The organism is Gordonia sp. (in: high G+C Gram-positive bacteria), assembly GCF_012515855.1.
Lineage (GTDB): Bacteria > Actinomycetota > Actinomycetes > Mycobacteriales > Mycobacteriaceae > Gordonia.
In genome coordinates this window covers 1-15,465 of sequence record NZ_JAAYXO010000135.1, presented here as the reverse complement: position 1 = coordinate 15,465, position 15,465 = coordinate 1, and the positions used below count along the sequence as shown (strand labels likewise).

General features: G+C 67.3%; 16 protein-coding genes. 8 read left to right on the top strand and 8 right to left on the bottom strand.

What is annotated here, in order from left to right; genetic code table 11:
* The coding region (locus tag GX543_RS10060; protein ID WP_290851726.1) for an AMP-binding protein at positions 1-2,801 on the top strand (2,801 nt) is incomplete at its 5' end.
* Positions 2,802-2,990: 189 nt separating this feature from the next.
* A complete protein-coding gene (locus GX543_RS10055; protein WP_290851728.1) occupies positions 2,991-3,284 on the top strand; it encodes a GIY-YIG nuclease family protein in 294 nt (97 codons plus the stop codon).
* A 231-nt stretch (positions 3,285-3,515) separates the two neighbouring features.
* On the opposite strand, the gene GX543_RS10050 is transcribed toward GX543_RS10055, so the two are convergent.
* The 3 genes from GX543_RS10050 to GX543_RS10040 form a co-directional block, all read right to left on the bottom strand.
* A complete protein-coding gene (locus GX543_RS10050) occupies positions 3,516-4,868 on the bottom strand; it encodes a SagB family peptide dehydrogenase (RefSeq protein ID WP_290851724.1) in 1,353 nt (450 codons plus the stop codon).
* Between the two features lie 4 nt (positions 4,869-4,872).
* A complete protein-coding gene (locus tag GX543_RS10045) occupies positions 4,873-5,850 on the bottom strand; it encodes an ABC transporter substrate-binding protein (RefSeq protein ID WP_290851722.1) in 978 nt (325 codons plus the stop codon).
* Positions 5,851-6,040: 190 nt separating this feature from the next.
* Positions 6,041-6,961, bottom strand: a complete 921-nt coding sequence (locus tag GX543_RS10040; protein ID WP_290851720.1) for a TIGR03564 family F420-dependent LLM class oxidoreductase — start codon at positions 6,959-6,961, stop codon at positions 6,041-6,043.
* 221 nt (positions 6,962-7,182) lie between these two features.
* Here GX543_RS10040 and GX543_RS10035 point away from each other — a divergent pair, with 221 nt between their 5' ends.
* Positions 7,183-8,397 (top strand): oxygenase MpaB family protein, encoded by a 1,215-nt coding sequence (locus tag GX543_RS10035; protein WP_290851719.1) that lies wholly within the window; start codon positions 7,183-7,185, stop codon positions 8,395-8,397.
* A gap of 20 nt (positions 8,398-8,417) precedes the next feature.
* On the opposite strand, the gene GX543_RS10030 is transcribed toward GX543_RS10035, so the two are convergent.
* Positions 8,418-9,044 carry a TetR/AcrR family transcriptional regulator gene (locus GX543_RS10030; protein WP_290851718.1) on the bottom strand — a complete coding sequence of 209 codons (627 nt, stop codon included), beginning with the start codon at positions 9,042-9,044 and terminating at the stop codon, positions 8,418-8,420.
* Between the two features lie 199 nt (positions 9,045-9,243).
* On the opposite strand from GX543_RS10030, the gene GX543_RS10025 reads away from it, so the two are divergent.
* Together GX543_RS10025 and GX543_RS10020 are read left to right on the top strand one after the other, a co-directional pair.
* Complete coding sequence (locus GX543_RS10025) at positions 9,244-9,651, top strand: hypothetical protein (RefSeq protein WP_290851716.1); 408 nt, start codon at positions 9,244-9,246, stop codon at positions 9,649-9,651.
* A gap of 46 nt (positions 9,652-9,697) precedes the next feature.
* On the top strand, positions 9,698-10,351 hold the full coding sequence (locus tag GX543_RS10020) for a GAP family protein (RefSeq protein ID WP_290851715.1): 654 nt from the start codon (positions 9,698-9,700) through the stop codon (positions 10,349-10,351).
* Between the two features lie 26 nt (positions 10,352-10,377).
* Here the strand turns inward: GX543_RS10020 and GX543_RS10015 are convergent, their stop codons facing one another.
* Genes GX543_RS10015 through GX543_RS10005 form a run of 3 tightly spaced genes read right to left on the bottom strand, consistent with a single transcriptional unit; the run spans position 10,378 to position 12,754 of the window.
* Positions 10,378-11,028 (bottom strand): NAD(P)H-binding protein, encoded by a 651-nt coding sequence (locus tag GX543_RS10015; RefSeq protein WP_290851713.1) that lies wholly within the window; start codon positions 11,026-11,028, stop codon positions 10,378-10,380.
* Positions 11,029-11,067: 39 nt separating this feature from the next.
* Entirely contained in the window at positions 11,068-11,664 is a 597-nt protein-coding gene (locus GX543_RS10010) for a DUF4203 domain-containing protein (RefSeq protein ID WP_290851711.1), read from the bottom strand.
* On the bottom strand, positions 11,657-12,754 hold the full coding sequence (locus GX543_RS10005) for an AI-2E family transporter (RefSeq protein WP_290851710.1): 1,098 nt from the start codon (positions 12,752-12,754) through the stop codon (positions 11,657-11,659). The genes GX543_RS10010 and GX543_RS10005 overlap by 8 nt, the downstream gene beginning before the upstream one ends.
* 85 nt (positions 12,755-12,839) lie before the next feature.
* On the opposite strand from GX543_RS10005, the gene GX543_RS10000 reads away from it, so the two are divergent.
* The 3 genes from GX543_RS10000 (at position 12,840) to GX543_RS09990 (ending at position 14,033) form a co-directional block, all read left to right on the top strand.
* Positions 12,840-13,070: a YrhK family protein gene (locus GX543_RS10000; RefSeq protein ID WP_290851708.1), complete on the top strand. Its 231-nt coding sequence runs from the start codon at positions 12,840-12,842 to the stop codon at positions 13,068-13,070.
* Between the two features lie 113 nt (positions 13,071-13,183).
* Positions 13,184-13,630 carry a DUF6325 family protein gene (locus tag GX543_RS09995; protein WP_290851706.1) on the top strand — a complete coding sequence of 149 codons (447 nt, stop codon included), beginning with the start codon at positions 13,184-13,186 and terminating at the stop codon, positions 13,628-13,630.
* A gap of 73 nt (positions 13,631-13,703) precedes the next feature.
* A complete protein-coding gene (locus GX543_RS09990; RefSeq protein ID WP_290851704.1) occupies positions 13,704-14,033 on the top strand; it encodes an SHOCT domain-containing protein in 330 nt (109 codons plus the stop codon).
* A 4-nt stretch (positions 14,034-14,037) separates the two neighbouring features.
* Here GX543_RS09990 and GX543_RS09985 read toward each other — a convergent pair whose 3' ends face one another.
* A complete protein-coding gene (locus GX543_RS09985) occupies positions 14,038-15,252 on the bottom strand; it encodes a LuxR C-terminal-related transcriptional regulator (protein ID WP_290851703.1) in 1,215 nt (404 codons plus the stop codon).
* Between the last annotated feature and the right edge of the window lie 213 nt (positions 15,253-15,465).

The following is a 15,465-nucleotide window of genomic DNA, read 5'->3' as shown; positions in this document are numbered from 1 at the left end:
TCCCGACGGCAGTGGAGCCTGCCGACGCCGCGTACCTGATCTTCACCTCCGGTTCCACCGGCGAGCCCAAGGGAGTCGTCGGAACGCAGGGGGCGCTCGCCAGTTACGCGCGGGATCATCGCGATCGGGTGCTGGCGGTGGGTCGCGAGCGGCTCGGCCGCCCGATGCGCGTCGCCCACGCCTGGACCTTCTCGTTCGACGCCTCCTGGCAGCCGCTCGCCGCGCTGCTCGACGGGCACGAGGTGCACCTGTTCTCCGAGGAGGAGACCCGCGACGCAGCCCGACTGGTGGCCGCGCTCGGCAGCCGCGACATCGACATGATCGACACGACGCCGTCGATGTTCGGACAGCTCTCGGCCGCCGGCCTGGTGTCGGGGGAGCCCGGCCGGCCGACGCTCACCGTGTTGGCGCTCGGCGGCGAGGCGATCGGCCCCGCGCTGTGGAAGCAACTCGGTGCGTTGCCGCGCACGGCGGTCTTCAACTGCTACGGACCCACCGAGACCACCGTCGAGGCGATGGTCGCGCGAGTGTCGTCGTCGCCGGTGCCGACGATCGCCGGGCCCACCGACCGGATGACCGCGCGGGTCCTCGACTCGCGGCTGCGGCCCGTCGCCGACGGGGTGATCGGCGAGCTGTACCTGACCGGTGATCAAGTGACGCGCGGATACCAGGGGCGTGCCGGGCAGACGGCGGCGGCGTTCGTCGCCGATCCCGACCGGCCCGGGCAGCGGATGTACCGCACCGGAGACCTGGTACGCCGCAACGCCGCCGGGAACATTCTGTTCGTCGGACGCGGTGACCATCAGGTCAAGATCCGCGGCTATCGCATAGAGGTCGGCGAGGTGGAGGCCGGTCTGCGCGCCGTGCCGGGGGTGCGCGAGGCGGCGGTGATCGTCGTCGACCGCCCGATCGGGGCCGCGCTGGTCGGGTTCGTGTCCGGGGCTGGTTCTGCTGTGGATACTGCTGGGTTGGACTCTGCTGGGTTGGACTCTGCTGGGTTGGACTCTTCCGGGGTGCGCGAGGCGCTGTCGCGGACGCTGCCCGCGCACATGATTCCGACGCGAGTGATCGTGCTGCCGATGCTGCCGGTCAATACCAACGGCAAGCTCGACGCCGCGGTGCTCGGCGAGTCCGCACGGGCGGCGCTGTCCGGCGGCGGTGCTGCCGACGAGGTCCTCGACGACGTGCAGGAACGCGTGGTCGCGGCGGTGTCGGGCGTGCTCGGCGTCCGGCCGGGCCGCGACGACGACTTCTTCGATCTCGGGATGGACAGCATCGTCGCGATGGCGCTGGTGACGGCGCTGCGGGCCGGCGGCGACGAGCTCGCCGCCCGCGACGTGATGACTTTCCCCAACGTCCGCGATCTGGCCCAGGCCGTGCGGCGCGGCGAGCACCTGTCGCGGCTCGCCGCCGAGCGCGAGTACGGCGACGTGCCCGCGCTGCCTGTCGTCGAATGGATGTATGAGGGCGGAGACTGGCGGCGGTTCACCCAGACCGTGCTGTTCCGGCTGCCGTCCGGGGTGTCGGACGCGGTGGTGGTCGAGGTGCTGCAGGCGCTGGTCGACGGTCACGACATGCTGCGCTCCACCCGGGAGAGCGGCGTCGTCGTGACTCGGGAGCCCGGGACTGTCGACGTCTCCAGCCGCTTCTGGGCGATCGAAGACGGGGCGATCGTAGACGGGGCTCGGAGCACGGGTGAACTCGTCGAGATCGCCGCGCGCCAGGCGTGCGACGCCGTCGACCCCGACCGCGGGGACATGCTCGCCGCGGTTCGGATCGTCGTGCCGGACGACGCCGATCTGCTGCTGCTGTCGATTCACCACCTCGCGGTGGACGCGGTGAGCTGGCAGATCATCTTCGGCGACCTCGTCGAAGCCGGCGCGGCGGTGCTGCACGGCGCGCCGATCCGGCTCGCCCCGGAGTACACCGACTATCGCGCGTGGAGCCGAGAGCTGTTGGCGCGTGCGGGGTCCGACGAGGTGGTGGGGCAGCGCGACTACTGGCGGTCGCAGGTGGCGGCCGTCGATCCGGTGATCGGCAGTCGGGTCCCCGAGATCGGCCGGGATACCTGGGCCGATCTCCGCTCGGCCACCGTCCTCACCGACGTCGCCGTGACCGCGCGCATTCTCGACGGGGTGGATCAGCGGATCGGGCTGCGCGAGTTCCTGTTGGCGGCGCTGACGGTGACCTTCGCGTCGTGGCGCGCCGAGCACGGTCAGGATGCTGCGGCGGGTTCACTGATCGCGCTGGAAGGGCACGGTCGTGAAGATGCGACGGTCGGCGACGACGTCGACACCGGTCGAACGCTCGGCTGGTTCACCACGGTGTTCCCGGTCCGGCTCGCGGCCGGGCGGACCGTCACGGTCGACGCGCTGGAGGCCGACCCCGCTGGTTGTCGTGGGGTGGTGGAGGCCGTCGCGGCCGAGTTGGATGCCATCCCCAACCGCGGCCTGGACTACGGCCTGCTCCGCTACGCAGAGCAGGATCCGGCGTTGGTCGCGGGTGCAGCGCCGCAGGTGGAGTTCAACTATCTGGGTCGCTTCGATCTCGGCGTCGCAGGCACTGAGCCGGGCCCGTGGCAGCCGGTGGTCGACCTGGAGTTGAACGAACATCTGCCCACCGACCCCGAACCCGACCTTCCGCTCCGCTACGCCCTCGACATCGTCGCCGTCGTCCGAGCCACCGACGACGGCCCCCAGCTGGTGACCAACTGGCGCCACTGTTCCACGGTCCTCTCCCCGCAGGACATCGAGCGGCTGTCGGAGTTGTGGACGCGGTCGGTGGCTGCGTTGTCGCGCTGAGTAGGCGCCTCTCCCCGGCTGGTCGAGTAAGCGACGAAGGAGCGCATCGAGACCGTTCCTTCACACGTTGGTCGAGTAAGCGACGAAGGAGCGCATCGAGACCGCCACAGGCTGGGTCCACGGACAGAAGTGCCGGATCCTGTGGACAACGCCGTTGTCGAAGGTTCGGCGACCGGTGACAGTCGAGTGATGTCCGGTTTCCTGTACATCCTCAAATGTTGCGACGGAAGCTACTACGTCGGAAGCACCCGGAGCATCGAGGTCCGATTCCAGCAGCACCAATCGGGGAAAGGGTGCGAGTACACGAGTTGGCGACGACCCGTCGAACTGGTCTTCTGCGAGGAGTTCGAGACGATCGGCGAGGCGTATGCGATGGAGAAGCGAGTTCAGAAGTGGTCACGCGCGAAACGGGAGGCATTGATCGCAGGCGACTTCGAAGCCCTGCATCGGGCTGCCAAGAAGGGATTTCGTCCGACGAGGTGAGCATCGTTGCAGCAGGGCGCTACCGTATCGGCTGACCCAGCCCGCGGCGGTCTCGATGCGCTCGTTCCTCGCTTACTCGACCAGCGTGTTGTCTCGCCCAGCGAGATCGCTCGTTCCTCGCTTACTCGACCAGCAGGGGGCTCTCCTTGCTTACTCGACCAGCCCGCTCCTTGCTGATCGAGTAAGCGCGCGAGCGAAGCGAGCGTGCGCATCGAGATCGACGACGCGGGTCTATCCCGGGCGCCCGACCACGAAGGTGCCGACGTTGCACTCCACCAGCTCGTCGCGGCCGGTCGCCTCGGCGAAGGCCGCGGTGTCGCCGTAGCCCTGGGCCACTCCGCCCAGGCCCATCGCCGTCGCGGTCAGGTACAGCGTCTGGGTCAGGACGCCGACGTGCTTCAAGATCACCGCGTACGGCATCTGCTCGTAGGTCCACATGATGCGGCCGGCGCGGGCGGCGAGGGTCAGCATCACCTGGGGGAGTTCACCGTCGGCGAGGGTCAGCGCGGCGGGGGAGAGCAGTCGCGTGACCGCGGCATCGTCGAGCGCGGCGACATGACGCAGGGCGTGTTCGGTCGAGTCGTAGTGATACATCCCGGGTTCCAGGCCGGCAACGTTCCGGACGACTGGATACACCTCGAGTTCGTAGATGGAGCCGCCGGACGGGTAGGGGCGCGACGGCAATTCGGTCGTCGCCGTGCCCGGTTTCTCGATGGTGCGGACGCCCCGGGTGCGGGCGCAGCGGTACAGCAGCTCGCCGAGCTCGGCGACGGTGATGGGGGTCGCGTCGTCGAAGCTGCGGGTGGAGACGCGATCCTCGGTGGCCCGTGCCAGCGGGACGGTGAGCGCGTCGAGATCGGGGACGGGCAGCGCAATCGGCTCGCTGGGATACGGATCCGGTGCGGCCGGGACCGGCGGGAATCGGCCGTCGGCCCATCGGGTGGGACCGAAGTGGGTCCAACTGGTGCTGCGATCGCCGACGGTGCTGCGTCGGTGGAACCACAGTTCGTGTGGACTCCACGCCGCGGTCGCGAAGGCGGACGTCTCGTCGTCGACGGCGGCGACCGCGTGTCCGGTCCACCGCAGGTCCGACCACAGCTGCGCCGTCCAGGCGGCGTCGACCGAATCGAGTCCTGACAGCGCCGCGGCGACATCCGCGTGATGCGCCACCACGTCGCACCACGACCGCGGGTTCTCGGCGACGAATTCCTCGCCGTCGCGCCGCAGCACCGTGAACCGCGACAGCGTGCCGCCGACCGCATCGGAAACGGGCCGGGGCGACGACGCCGCTCGGAACGGGCGCAGGGTGTAGAGCCGGGTGTCGGCGACGGCGACGGTCAGTTCCAACGCGCCGGCGGTCAACAACTGCGCAAGCAGATCGGCGACGGGCGGGGGCGGTGCGGCGTCGAACGCGATCGGACCGGCATTGAGTGCTTTGAGTGCGCCGCCCTGCATCCCGATCAGTCCGGTGAGCTGCTGCTTCACCGGCAGGACCGTGGCTGATCCGGGAGCGCCGAGGACGGCTTTGCTCCCGGATCGCCACGTGTAGATCGTGCGGAGGGCGGTCGTGCTGGGACCCGTCATGGGACTACTCTGTGGCCTTCTCGAACGCCGGCTTCAGCGTGTCGAGCAGGTAGGGGATCGCGAGCGGGGTGGGCTGATTGAGTCCACTGATGTCGGCCAGTGACAAGTTCGCGACAGCGCCGTTCTCCACCGATCGGAGGGTCGCGTAGCCGGGCAGCTTCTCGAGCGACTTCTTCAGCGCAGGCGTGTTCGCGGTGACGATGAGGACATCGGCGTCGAGCATCGGGATGTTCTCAGTCGAGATCGGGAAACGCGGGTTCTTGCTCTTCTGGAACTGGGCGAGCAGCTTCGGCGCGATCTTCATGCCGAGTTCGTTGAACAGGTAGGCGGCGCCGTCGTTGGGGTCGGCCATCACCTGGATCTGATCGGCGGAGTACATGTACGCCATGGCGTAGGTCTTGCCCGCCAGCCCCGGCAGTGCCTTCTTGAACTCGGCGATGTCGCCGTTCACGCTATCGGTGATCTCTTTGGCCTTCGCATCGTCGCGCAGCAGGGTGCCCATCAGCTTCACGAGGTCCTGCCAGGGGTCCACCTGCTTGCCGGTGACACCGGGGATGGTCGGCGCGATCTCGCGGATCTTCTTGAAGTTCTCCGGCTGCGATGTCGGCATGTAGCCCTCGGCCAGGATCAGGTCGGGATCGGCTTTGGCGATCTCGGCGACCAGATTCTCCGGGTTCAGCGCGGTGGAATCGCCGAGCTGGTCGGCGGTCCACGGCGACGGCGAACCGGTGAGGATCTGGATGTTGTCGAGGTACGCGACTGGTTTGACGCCGAATGCCAGGGCGGTGTCGATCCACTGCGCGCCGAGGGTGACGATCCGCTGAGGCTTACCGTTGACGGTCACCGCGCCCTGTGGCGTGTTGACCTGGATCGGCCCACCGACGGACTCCTCCTCAGCCGGAGGGCTGCAGGCGGACACCGTCAAGACAAGTGCCAGCACACCCGCAAGCATGGTCAGGAGCGTTCTCGCTGTCGACTTCATTGCGGAAGCATAACCTAGGCTGTCCTAAGTTAGGTGAGACGGTCCTCGGTTGGGGTGTGGGGCCGGGGTCTCGGTACGGCCCGGGCTCGCTGCGCTCGCTGCGGGCACTCGACTGGCGTGGGGGAGTGTCAGCCGTCCGACGACCGGCGTGGGGGAGTGTCGGCCGTCCAACGACTGGCGTGGGGCGGCCTCAGCCGTCCAACGACCGGAGGAGGGCTCGGGTGCGGGCGCGGACCTCAGGGTCGCGGTCGAACAGGATGCCGACGTATTCATCGACGCCGTAGTCGCTCAACTCGCGGATCCGGTCGGCCACGGTCGCTTCGTCGCCGACGATCGCGGTGTCGACCGGGCCGGTGAAGCCCTCGCGGTCGAGCATCGCCTTGTATGACGGCAGGCTGTCGTACATCGCGAACTGGGCGGCGGCCGATTCGCGGGCGCCGTCGACGTCGTCGGTCACCGACACCGGGAGCGTCGCGACGGTGCGGACGTCCGACTCCGCGCGCCCGGCGCCGACCGCCGCGGCGCGCAGGGTCGGCACGATGTGGTCGCGCAGAGTCTTGGGGCCGGTCATCCAGGTGACGGTGCCCGCGGTACGACTGCCGGCCACGCCCAGCATCTTCGGGCCGAGCGCTGCGAGGTACACCGGCGGCGCCGGAATGTCCTGCATGGTCAGCGCGCCGCGAGTGGTGAGGAGATCGCCTGCGGCGCTGACCTTCTCGCCGTTCAGCAAGGGGAGTAGTCCGTCGAGGAATTCGCTGGTGCGGGCCACTGGCCGCTTGTACGACACGCCCCACATGCCCTCGGTGACCACCTGGTGGCTCAGGCCGATGCCGAGGTTGAGGCGCGGACCGATGACCGCCTGGGTGGTCAACGCGCGCTGCGCCAGCAGCATGGGGTGCTGCACCTGCATCGGCAGCACGCTGGTGCCGAACTCGATCTCGGGAACCTCGCGGCCGGCGACGGTGAGCATGGTGAGCGCGTCCGGCTCATTCGGCATCTGCGTGGTCCAGACGCGTCGGAAGCCCTCCTCTTTGAGCTCGGCCAGGTTCGCCACGGCCTTGTCGATGGAGGCGGTGCGGGCGTTGATGGTCCACACGACGGAAATCTGCATGCTCTGTTCTCCTGTACTCGGTGCGGGAGGCGGCGCCGCACGGTGGGGTCGGACGGCGCCGTCGACTCTGGCAACCGATCGTAGTGGGATGTGCGCCGTGTGCGCGGCGGGTCGTCTCGAAACCTGCGCTACACAGGCGCGTGAGACGAATATTTAACGTAGTCTCAGGAGGGTGCCGGCGCCGAACAGAGGCATCGGGACGAGGAGAGGAAGGGACGACGATGGAACTGACGGTCTCACCGGCCCATCGGAAGCTGCGCGATCGGGTCAAGCGCGTGACGCGGATCGAGCTGTTTCCGCCTGCAGAAGTCCAGGCCGCGTTCCTTGCCGGACACACGGCGGGGGATCCCATCGCCGAGAAGTTCGTCGCCGAGACCTATCACGGAGAAATGGGCGGCGAGAACGCGCGCGCCCTGCTCGACGACGCCATCCGAGTCGGCGTCGACAACGTGCCCGAGGCGCCAGAATCGATGCGCGCGCTGTTCTCCGAGTTCGAGACCATCCCCGACTGGCTCGACCCGGAACTGATCGAGCAGGGCGCCGCGGTGTGGCGGCGCTGGGGCTACAACATGGGCGCGGTCGGTAACGCCGGAACCATGGACACCTACACCGAGGCGTCCCTGGCGGTGCCGCTCTCGCTGTCGGGCGGATACGCGGGGGCCAGCGCGCTGAACCGCTACCTCGAGACCAGTCGATGGTGGCTCGAGGTCTGTCAGCCGGGCGCCGTCCTGACACCGGGATCCAAGGCGCGTGAACTCTCCCTGAAGGTGCGGGTGATGCATGTGTCGGTCCGGGCCCGAGTGGCCGAGCATCCCGAGTGGGACGCGGACGCGCACGGACTGCCGATCAGCCAGAGCGAGATGATGTTGACCCTGCTCGGCGGCAGTGTCGGACCGGCCGCGGGACTCTTGGCGCTCGGCTTCCTCACCACGCCCGCCGAGGTCCGCGCGGTCCTGCACTTCAACCGATACCTCGGGCATCTGGTCGGCTGCGACGTCGACCGCATGTACCCCGAGACCTACGCCGACGGTCTCCGGCTCCTGTACTACTTCGACGCGACCCGCAAGCACGACTCCGGGCCGCTCGGCGCCGAACTCGTCGAATCGTTCGTGCCGTCGTTCGAACCGCCGGCCGGGGTGCGCGGCGTCGACCGCCTGCGCGGCAAGTTTCATCTGCACCTGCAGGCCGGATACACGCGGCTGTTCATCCTCCCGTGGAATCGACGCAGGTTCCGGCTTCCCAGCGGCCTTCCCGGGCTCGCCCTGCTGATGGGGCGAGCGCCGTTCATCGCTGCGGTCGAGATGGCGCGGCGTGTGGTGCCCGGCGTCGATGAACGGTGGCAGGCCGCGTCGATGAAGCGTTGGAAGCGCTGGCACGCGTGGCACCTCGGTCAGCGCGAAGAGCAGTTCGACGCCACCAAGGCACTGCGGAGATAACCGCTCAGGAAGATAGCCGCTCAGACTGACGTGCGCAGGGCGCAGTAGACACTGTTGCCCATGAACTCGGCGAGGTCGTCGGGACTCCACGTGTCGTCGGCGAGCAGGGTGCGGACCGCGCCCTCACTGGTGGAGACCCACAGTTCCACCAGCGCGCCGAGCTTCTTGTCGACCTCGGCCTTCGGCATGCCCCAGGCGAGCAGGGTGGGTTTCAGCAGATCCGAACTGCGCTGCACCGACGCTGCACGACCGCGACCGAAGAACTCGGCGACCTCCGAGTCGGGAGATCCGTACACCAGTCGCCAGGTGTTCGGTTCGTCGGCGACGGTCCGGAGGAGGGCGCGGAAGCCCTCCACGAACACCGACGCGTCGGCGTCGACGGTGCGCCTGCGAAGCACCGCGGTGAGGGAGGTGCGCAGGCGATCCTCCTCGCGCTGGACCAACTCGGCGATCAGATCGACACGGTTCGCGAAACAGGTGTAGATGACCGGTCGGGTCACATCGAGACGATCGGCCACCGACGCGATCGTCACCGACGAAATGCCCTCGGTCACCGCGATCTCGAGGGCGGCGTCGAGAATCTGGGGTCGACGACGCTCCGGTCCGAGATGTTCGGCACGTCTGCGGCGAGTCTTGCTGGGAGGCATCGGAATATGAGTTTAAGGTGCCGGCTCCACGGGCGTGGAGAGGTTGTGCACAAATCCGTTGGTGAGGGGATCGACGGTACGGAATCGACTGCTCGGACGGAATGTCGCGATAGCCGGGCATCGGGTTATTCGGACGGTAAAATTTCTGTCGGAGTTGCGGAACGCACCTCCTCACAATCGAATGAATGGGAGTCCCGCCATGCCGGCACCTGAGCAAACTGATCCGCATCCCGTGAAGCAAGGCGTCGCCGGGGTCACCACCTTCGCCGCGGCAGCACTACTGTGCATCGTCGGCTTCATGGGGTTGTTCCAGGGAATCGCCGCGGCCGCCAACGACGACCTGATCATCGTCGGACCGAAGTACACCTATCAGTTCGACCTCACCACCTGGGGCTGGATTCACATCATCGTCGGCGTGCTGGCACTGATCGTCGCGTTCGGGATGTTCGCCGGGGCCACCTGGGCGCGGGCGGCAGCCATCGTCATCGCATCGTTGGCGATCATCGCCAACTTCTTGTGGCTGCCCTACTACCCGTGGTGGTCGATCCTGATCATCGCGGTGAACGTGCTGGTCATCTGGGCCGTCGCCACGTGGGACGCCCGCTGACCGCTATCGGCCGACCGACGCTGTCTCCTCTCTCGGGGAGGCAGCGTTGGGTGCGTTGATAGGAGATCTACTTCCGTCGGCGCTGGGCGTGGCGATCTCGCCGGTCCCGATCATCGCGGCGATCCTGATGCTCTTCGGCAAACACGCTCGGACTACTAGCCTCGGTTTCGCCGCCGGCTGGATCATGGGCGTGCTTGCGGCGACCGCCCTGTTCACCGGGCTCGGCTCGGCGGCCCGCGAGACGTCGTCGGCAACCGGATGGATCGTGCTCGCGGCGGGTGTCCTGCTGCTGGCCGAGGGCGTGCGCGAATGGCGCGCTCGCTCCGGTGTCGCGTCGACGCCGAAGTGGATGGCGGCGATCGACGAGATGAAGCCGCTCGCCGGGGCGGGTATCGGCTTCGTCCTCGCGGCCGTCAATCCGAAGAATCTGCTGCTGTGTGTTGCCGCAGGCATGCAGATCGGCGCCGCCGGCCTCACGACCGGCGGAACGGTGGTCGCGATCGTGGTGTTCGCGGTGATCGCTAGCTCGACGGTCGCTGTTCCGGTGTTTGCCTACCAGGTGGCCGCGGATCGACTGCGCGGTCCGCTGGCGTCGCTCAAGGCGTGGCTGGAGGCGAACAACAAGGCGGTGATGGCCGTGCTGATTCTGGTGCTCGGCGTCGTCCTGATCGGCAAGGGGCTCGGCGCCGTCACGGGCTAGTGCGCGACTGTTGTCGCGAGGCCTGGTCAGCCCAGCGCTTGCTCGATCGGCACCACGCCGTCGGTGAACGGGATGTCCTTTCCGATCGTCGACGGCGTGGCCAGCGCGGCCGCGGCCACCAGCGCGACATTCGCGCGTGAGGTCCCCGGGTTGGCGTCGGCGCGTTCCGCGCTGGGGTCGATGGCGCCGGACGGAGCGTCGAGGGTGAGCCTGCCCGGCATCAGGATGGTCCAGTCGAGGTCGGATGTCCGCAGCGCGACATCGGCCGCGGCTTTGGCCTCGGCGTACGCGAAGAACGAATTGTCGGACGGCACACCGTGATCGGGGCGTGCGCCCAGATAACTCACCATCACGTAGCGCCGGATGTCCGCTGCCTGCGCCGCGGTCATGGACGCGATCGCGGCGTCGCGGTCGACGGCATAGGTCCGTGTCGGATTGCCGCCGCCCGCACCGGCGCTGAACACCACGGCGTCGGCGCCGCGCAGCGCCTCGGCGAAGGCATCCGGTGTCGCGGTCTCGATGTCGAAGACCACGGGTGTCGCGCCGGTGGCGGCGACTTCCGCCGCATGCTCGGGATTGCGGATGAGCGAGGTGACGGAGTCGCCGCGGGCGACGAGGAGCGGAGCCAGCAACAGGGCGATCTTGCCGTGCCCGCCGATGATCGTGATAGCAGCCATGCCTTCGACCGTACGTGTCTCAGCGGCTGTGCGCCGGGTTCATTCCTTGGCGGCGGCCCCGCCGCGGGGTGTGATCCCCAGACGCTCGGCGAACAGCCTCCGCTGAACCATCCAACCGGCGATCGAGAGTCCGATCCACACCGCATTCGACGTGACGCTGGTAGCCGCCGAATCCGGATGGTCGAGCCATTCCAGACCGCTGAACGCTCGTCCGATGCCGATAAGGATCATGCTGGCGCCGCCGATGGAGGTGAGCCACAGCAGGGCGCGCTCGCGGTACTTGTCGGCGCAGAACGCGGCGGCGACGGCGATCGCGACGATGATGACCGCACTGGCCGACCACGAACTGTCGCCCGGTTGCACCAGGTCGGCGATCCGGGCGCCCGCGACCGCGCCGGCGAGGCCGCCGACGAAGTACGACGCGAACTTAAAGATCAGCGAGCACACCACCCACGACGACACGCCGCCGACGAGTCCGAACAGCAGTAGCGTCATCGTGCTCGCATTGAAGAGCCCCGCGACCATCCAGCCGAGACCGAAGCCCGCCGCGATCACGCCCAGATGCACCGACCGCACCCCGTAGAAGCAGAGCAGCGCCCCGATCGCGAGAATCACCAGACCATTGGCGTCAAACATGGGTGGTCCCTTCGGGGTCGGGGCTGGGGTCGAGATTCTTGTCGACGGAGTCGGCGATCAGGTAGTTCATCCACCGCGTGGTCGGATCGATGTCGATGAGCAGGCACTTGACGAGGATGGTGAGCGGAACCGCGAGAATCGCTCCCAACGGGCCCAGGATCCAGGCCCATACCACCAGTGACAGGAAGGTCAGCGTGGTCGACAATCCAACGGCGTCACCGATGAACTTGGGCTGAATGCCGGTCTGGATCACCATGTTGATGGCGCTGTAGACGACGATGACGAGGAGCATTTTCCCGCCGCCGCCGTCGAGCAGTGCGAGCAGGGCGGGCGGGATCACGCCGATCACGAAGCCGATGTTCGGGATGTAGTTGGTGATGAACGAGAGCAGGCCCCACAAGATCGGCAGCGGAATCCCCATCGCCCAGAGCGCGCCGGCGTCGAGCACCGCGACGATCAGTCCGAACGCCGTGCTCACCACCAGATAGGTGCGCGTACCCGCGGCGAAATCGCCCAACGCTGTGGAGACGTTGGGGCGAATGCGATCGAGGACGGCGATCCGGTCCCCGAAGCCGGTCGCGTCCATCGCCATGAACAGTGCCACCGTGAGGACCAGGACGAGCGCGGAGGTGGCCGACATCAGTCCCGACAACAGATCCCCCGCGGCCGAGATCAGCTTGCCGGCGTCGACGTTGGCGAGCATGTCGTGGATGCTGCTCGCGTCGATGCCGCGGTCGCTGAGGAAGTCGCGGAAGTCGTCGACCAGCCCGTCGAACTTGTCGGCGTACTGCGGCATCAATGTCGCCAGCTGGGCGATGGAGAAGATGACCGACACGAACAGGAAGATGATGATCCCGTAGACCCCGAGCAGCACCGCCAGCGCGGCCAGCCAGGCGGGACAACCGCGCCTGCGCAGCCAGCGACCGAGGGGGTGGACCGCGATCGTCAGCATCAGTGCGAGGACCACGGGCCCCACCAGCCCGGCGATCGACCGTAGGCCGGCGACGGTGACGACGATGCACGCCAGCCCGATCAGGACGACCACGCCGCGTGGCAAGACGGATGGCTGATCGACATCGGAGGAGTCCATGAGAGGAGTATCCGGCACGTCGCCGGTATGTTCGACCGAAATACGCGATTCGCGTTCCGCCCCACTGTCAAGGAGCTTGCCCGTTATGGCCAACCCTGCCGTTCGACTAGCTCGCGACTTTCCCTGGTTTCACCGATGGATCGGCCTTATCGGGAACACCGGATTCGTCATCGGCAGCATCTTGTTCCTGGTACCGGGGCTGGTGTACTCCGGCACCTGGATCTTCGTCCTCGCCTCGACCGGGATGATGATCGACAGCGCCGGCGAGAAGATTCTCCGCCGCGAGGAAGAGCGGCGGAAGACGGAGACGGCCTGAGTAGGCGCCGCCGGACTATCGCCCGTTGAGGATGAGCGGCCCGCAGCGGGTGATCCGAGGCTTGTCATAGTCAAAATCGGACTATCCACGGTCGGGATCTTGGGGAGGACCACATGACTGGCTTGACTGATTCCCGCTCGACGCTGTTCGGGCCGGTGGAACTGAACATGATCACGCTGCCGGGTGCTGAACCCTCCGCCGCGCTTCTCGAAGCGATCGCGGTGCAAGTTCGAGCCGGCGTTCTGCGGATTCTCGACTTCGTAGTCATCCACAAGGGCGACGACGGCGAGATCGAGGTGACCGAGGTCGACTTCGAGGCACCGGCCGGGGGAGAGGTCGAACTGGAACTCGTGCTCCCCGGCCTCACCGGAGATGAGGATCTGCAGCTGCTTGCTGAAGACCTGGCACCGGGTTCGTCGGCTGCGGTGGCAGCCTTTGAATTGCTGTTCGCGCGGGAGTTCACCGCGCAACTCGCGGCCGACGGCTGCGCCGTGGTGACGACCGAACGGATTCCCGCTCCGGTCGTCAATGCTCTGGTTGAGATGGCAGACGAGGCTTGACCCTTCGCCTCGGCAGGTCACAGTCGGCAGGTCGCTGTGAAAGGGCCGGTCACACAACGAAAGGAAGTGGCAAATGTTCGGACGAGGTGGCCGACCGGGTCTGATCGGACTCGCGGCGCGGACGGCGGTGGTCACGGGAACTGCGAACGCCATGCAGAACCGCGCGATCAACCGACGCGAAGAGCAGTCGCAGGCACGCGCCGCAGAAGCAATGCAATACCAACAGCAGTACCAGGAACCGCCGCAGCAGTATGCGCCACCGACTCAGCAGGCGCCGCCCACACGGACTACGGCCCCGCAGTCGGACTTGATCGCCGAGCTCTCCAAGTTAGGTGACCTTCGTTCTCAGGGGCTGCTGACGGACGAGGAGTTCGCTGCGGCCAAGGCCAAGTTGCTCGCGTGACCCGTCAAGCGCTGATCCGCACGGCTTCCCGGCGCGTGGAGACGCCCAGTTTGCGGTAGATCGCGCGTTGATGGGTCTTCACAGTGTTGATCGAGACGTTGAGGTGGTCGGCGATTTCTTTCATGGTGCGTGTTGTGCGGAGCTGGGCGTACACGTCCAACTCGCGCTCGGAGAGTTGCATCAGCGGGCCGTCGACGGATGCGGGCGACAAGCACTCGGTGATGAAGTCGTCGTGAGCTGTGCCCCACGCCAAGTGGTCGGTGAGGAGCTGCCGAAGCTCGGGCGCGTCTCCCACGTACAGTCGCCGCAGGGATTCTTCCGAGGCTGCATCCAGGGACCGTTCGAGCATCTCGTGTGCTGCATCCGGATGGCCGTTGTTCATCGCGAAATGAGCGTCCGCCAACAGGGTGGCGGCGCGGACATACGAGATGCTCGAATAGGAATCGATACGGTGCAGCATCTGCGAAGCGAGGCGAGGCCGCCGCGCACGCATCGCGATTCCGGCGAACACCACCGTCGCCAACGGGACGTCATCGGCGTCCTGGTACGCCAGAACCACCTGCATGGCGCGTTCGCGGCGCCCGCTGGCTTCGTAGAGGGCGGCCAGGGCCATGTGGCGGAACGCGGACCAGGAAAGTCCACGATCGTTGGCGGCGGGGATCTCGCGTAGTTCGGCGAGCGCTCGACGGCAGGCGTCGGGATCCCCGGTCGCTGCCGAAACCAACGCCAGCATCACGCGCGCCGCGCTGTAGAACGGTTGGCTCGAGGATCCGCTTCGCAAAGCCTGCTGTAGTTCGCCGATCGCTGCCCGGAGATCGTTCTGCATGTACGCGGCATATGCTGCGCCAATCGCCGACCCGTCGCCGACGAACGCCCACCAGCTGCCGCCGTCGTCCGTTACGCCGCGGTGCGCGAGCAGATCGCGAGTCTCGTGCATCCGCCCGGCCCACGCGAGGGTGTACGTGAGGTGGCTCTGCGCACGTTGCTCCAGGTGATGGCTGCCGACTGCTTTCGCCTCGGCCGCGGCCGAGGTCAGGAGTTCAACGGCGAGCACCGGACGGAGTCTCAGGCGCATCTCGGTCCACCCGAGCAAGTAGAGGGTCGCGGCATGGTCGTGGGCATCCACCTCGCCGTGCTCGAACCGGTGACGTACTCGATCACTTGCGGCGGCGAGCTCGGTCCGATTGTTGAGCAGGAACAGTTGGGCTTGGTCGTGCACCAGGGGCCACGATTCGGCGTCGTTGGGTGACTGGGTGGTGCTTTGCTGGGGGTCATGGGGGTCATGGGGGTCATGGGGGTCGGCAGTGACCCGCCCGGCGGTTCCTGGACAGTCTCCCGACTATCGTTGGGGTGAACTGGAATTGGAGCATTCACGTGCCACGGAAGTATTCAGCTGAGTTCAAGGCCTCGATTGCCTTGGAGGTGATCGAGC

Excerpts from the sequence above, each read along its gene's own strand:
- GX543_RS09990 (WP_290851704.1), top strand. The coding sequence starts at position 13,704 with ATGTTCGGACGAGGTGGCCGACCGGGTCTGATCGGACTCGCGGCGCGG.
- GX543_RS10010 (WP_290851711.1), bottom strand. The coding sequence starts at position 11,664 with ATGTTTGACGCCAATGGTCTGGTGATTCTCGCGATCGGGGCGCTGCTC.
- GX543_RS10000 (WP_290851708.1), top strand. The coding sequence starts at position 12,840 with ATGGCCAACCCTGCCGTTCGACTAGCTCGCGACTTTCCCTGGTTTCAC.
- GX543_RS10005 (WP_290851710.1), bottom strand. The coding sequence starts at position 12,754 with ATGGACTCCTCCGATGTCGATCAGCCATCCGTCTTGCCACGCGGCGTG.
- GX543_RS10015 (WP_290851713.1), bottom strand. The coding sequence starts at position 11,028 with ATGGCTGCTATCACGATCATCGGCGGGCACGGCAAGATCGCCCTGTTG.
- GX543_RS10050 (WP_290851724.1), bottom strand. The coding sequence starts at position 4,868 with ATGACGGGTCCCAGCACGACCGCCCTCCGCACGATCTACACGTGGCGA.
- GX543_RS10025 (WP_290851716.1), top strand. The coding sequence starts at position 9,244 with ATGCCGGCACCTGAGCAAACTGATCCGCATCCCGTGAAGCAAGGCGTC.
- GX543_RS10035 (WP_290851719.1), top strand. The coding sequence starts at position 7,183 with ATGGAACTGACGGTCTCACCGGCCCATCGGAAGCTGCGCGATCGGGTC.
- GX543_RS10045 (WP_290851722.1), bottom strand. The coding sequence starts at position 5,850 with ATGAAGTCGACAGCGAGAACGCTCCTGACCATGCTTGCGGGTGTGCTG.
- GX543_RS10055 (WP_290851728.1), top strand. The coding sequence starts at position 2,991 with ATGTCCGGTTTCCTGTACATCCTCAAATGTTGCGACGGAAGCTACTAC.
- GX543_RS10040 (WP_290851720.1), bottom strand. The coding sequence starts at position 6,961 with ATGCAGATTTCCGTCGTGTGGACCATCAACGCCCGCACCGCCTCCATC.
- GX543_RS10030 (WP_290851718.1), bottom strand. The coding sequence starts at position 9,044 with ATGCCTCCCAGCAAGACTCGCCGCAGACGTGCCGAACATCTCGGACCG.
- GX543_RS09995 (WP_290851706.1), top strand. The coding sequence starts at position 13,184 with ATGACTGGCTTGACTGATTCCCGCTCGACGCTGTTCGGGCCGGTGGAA.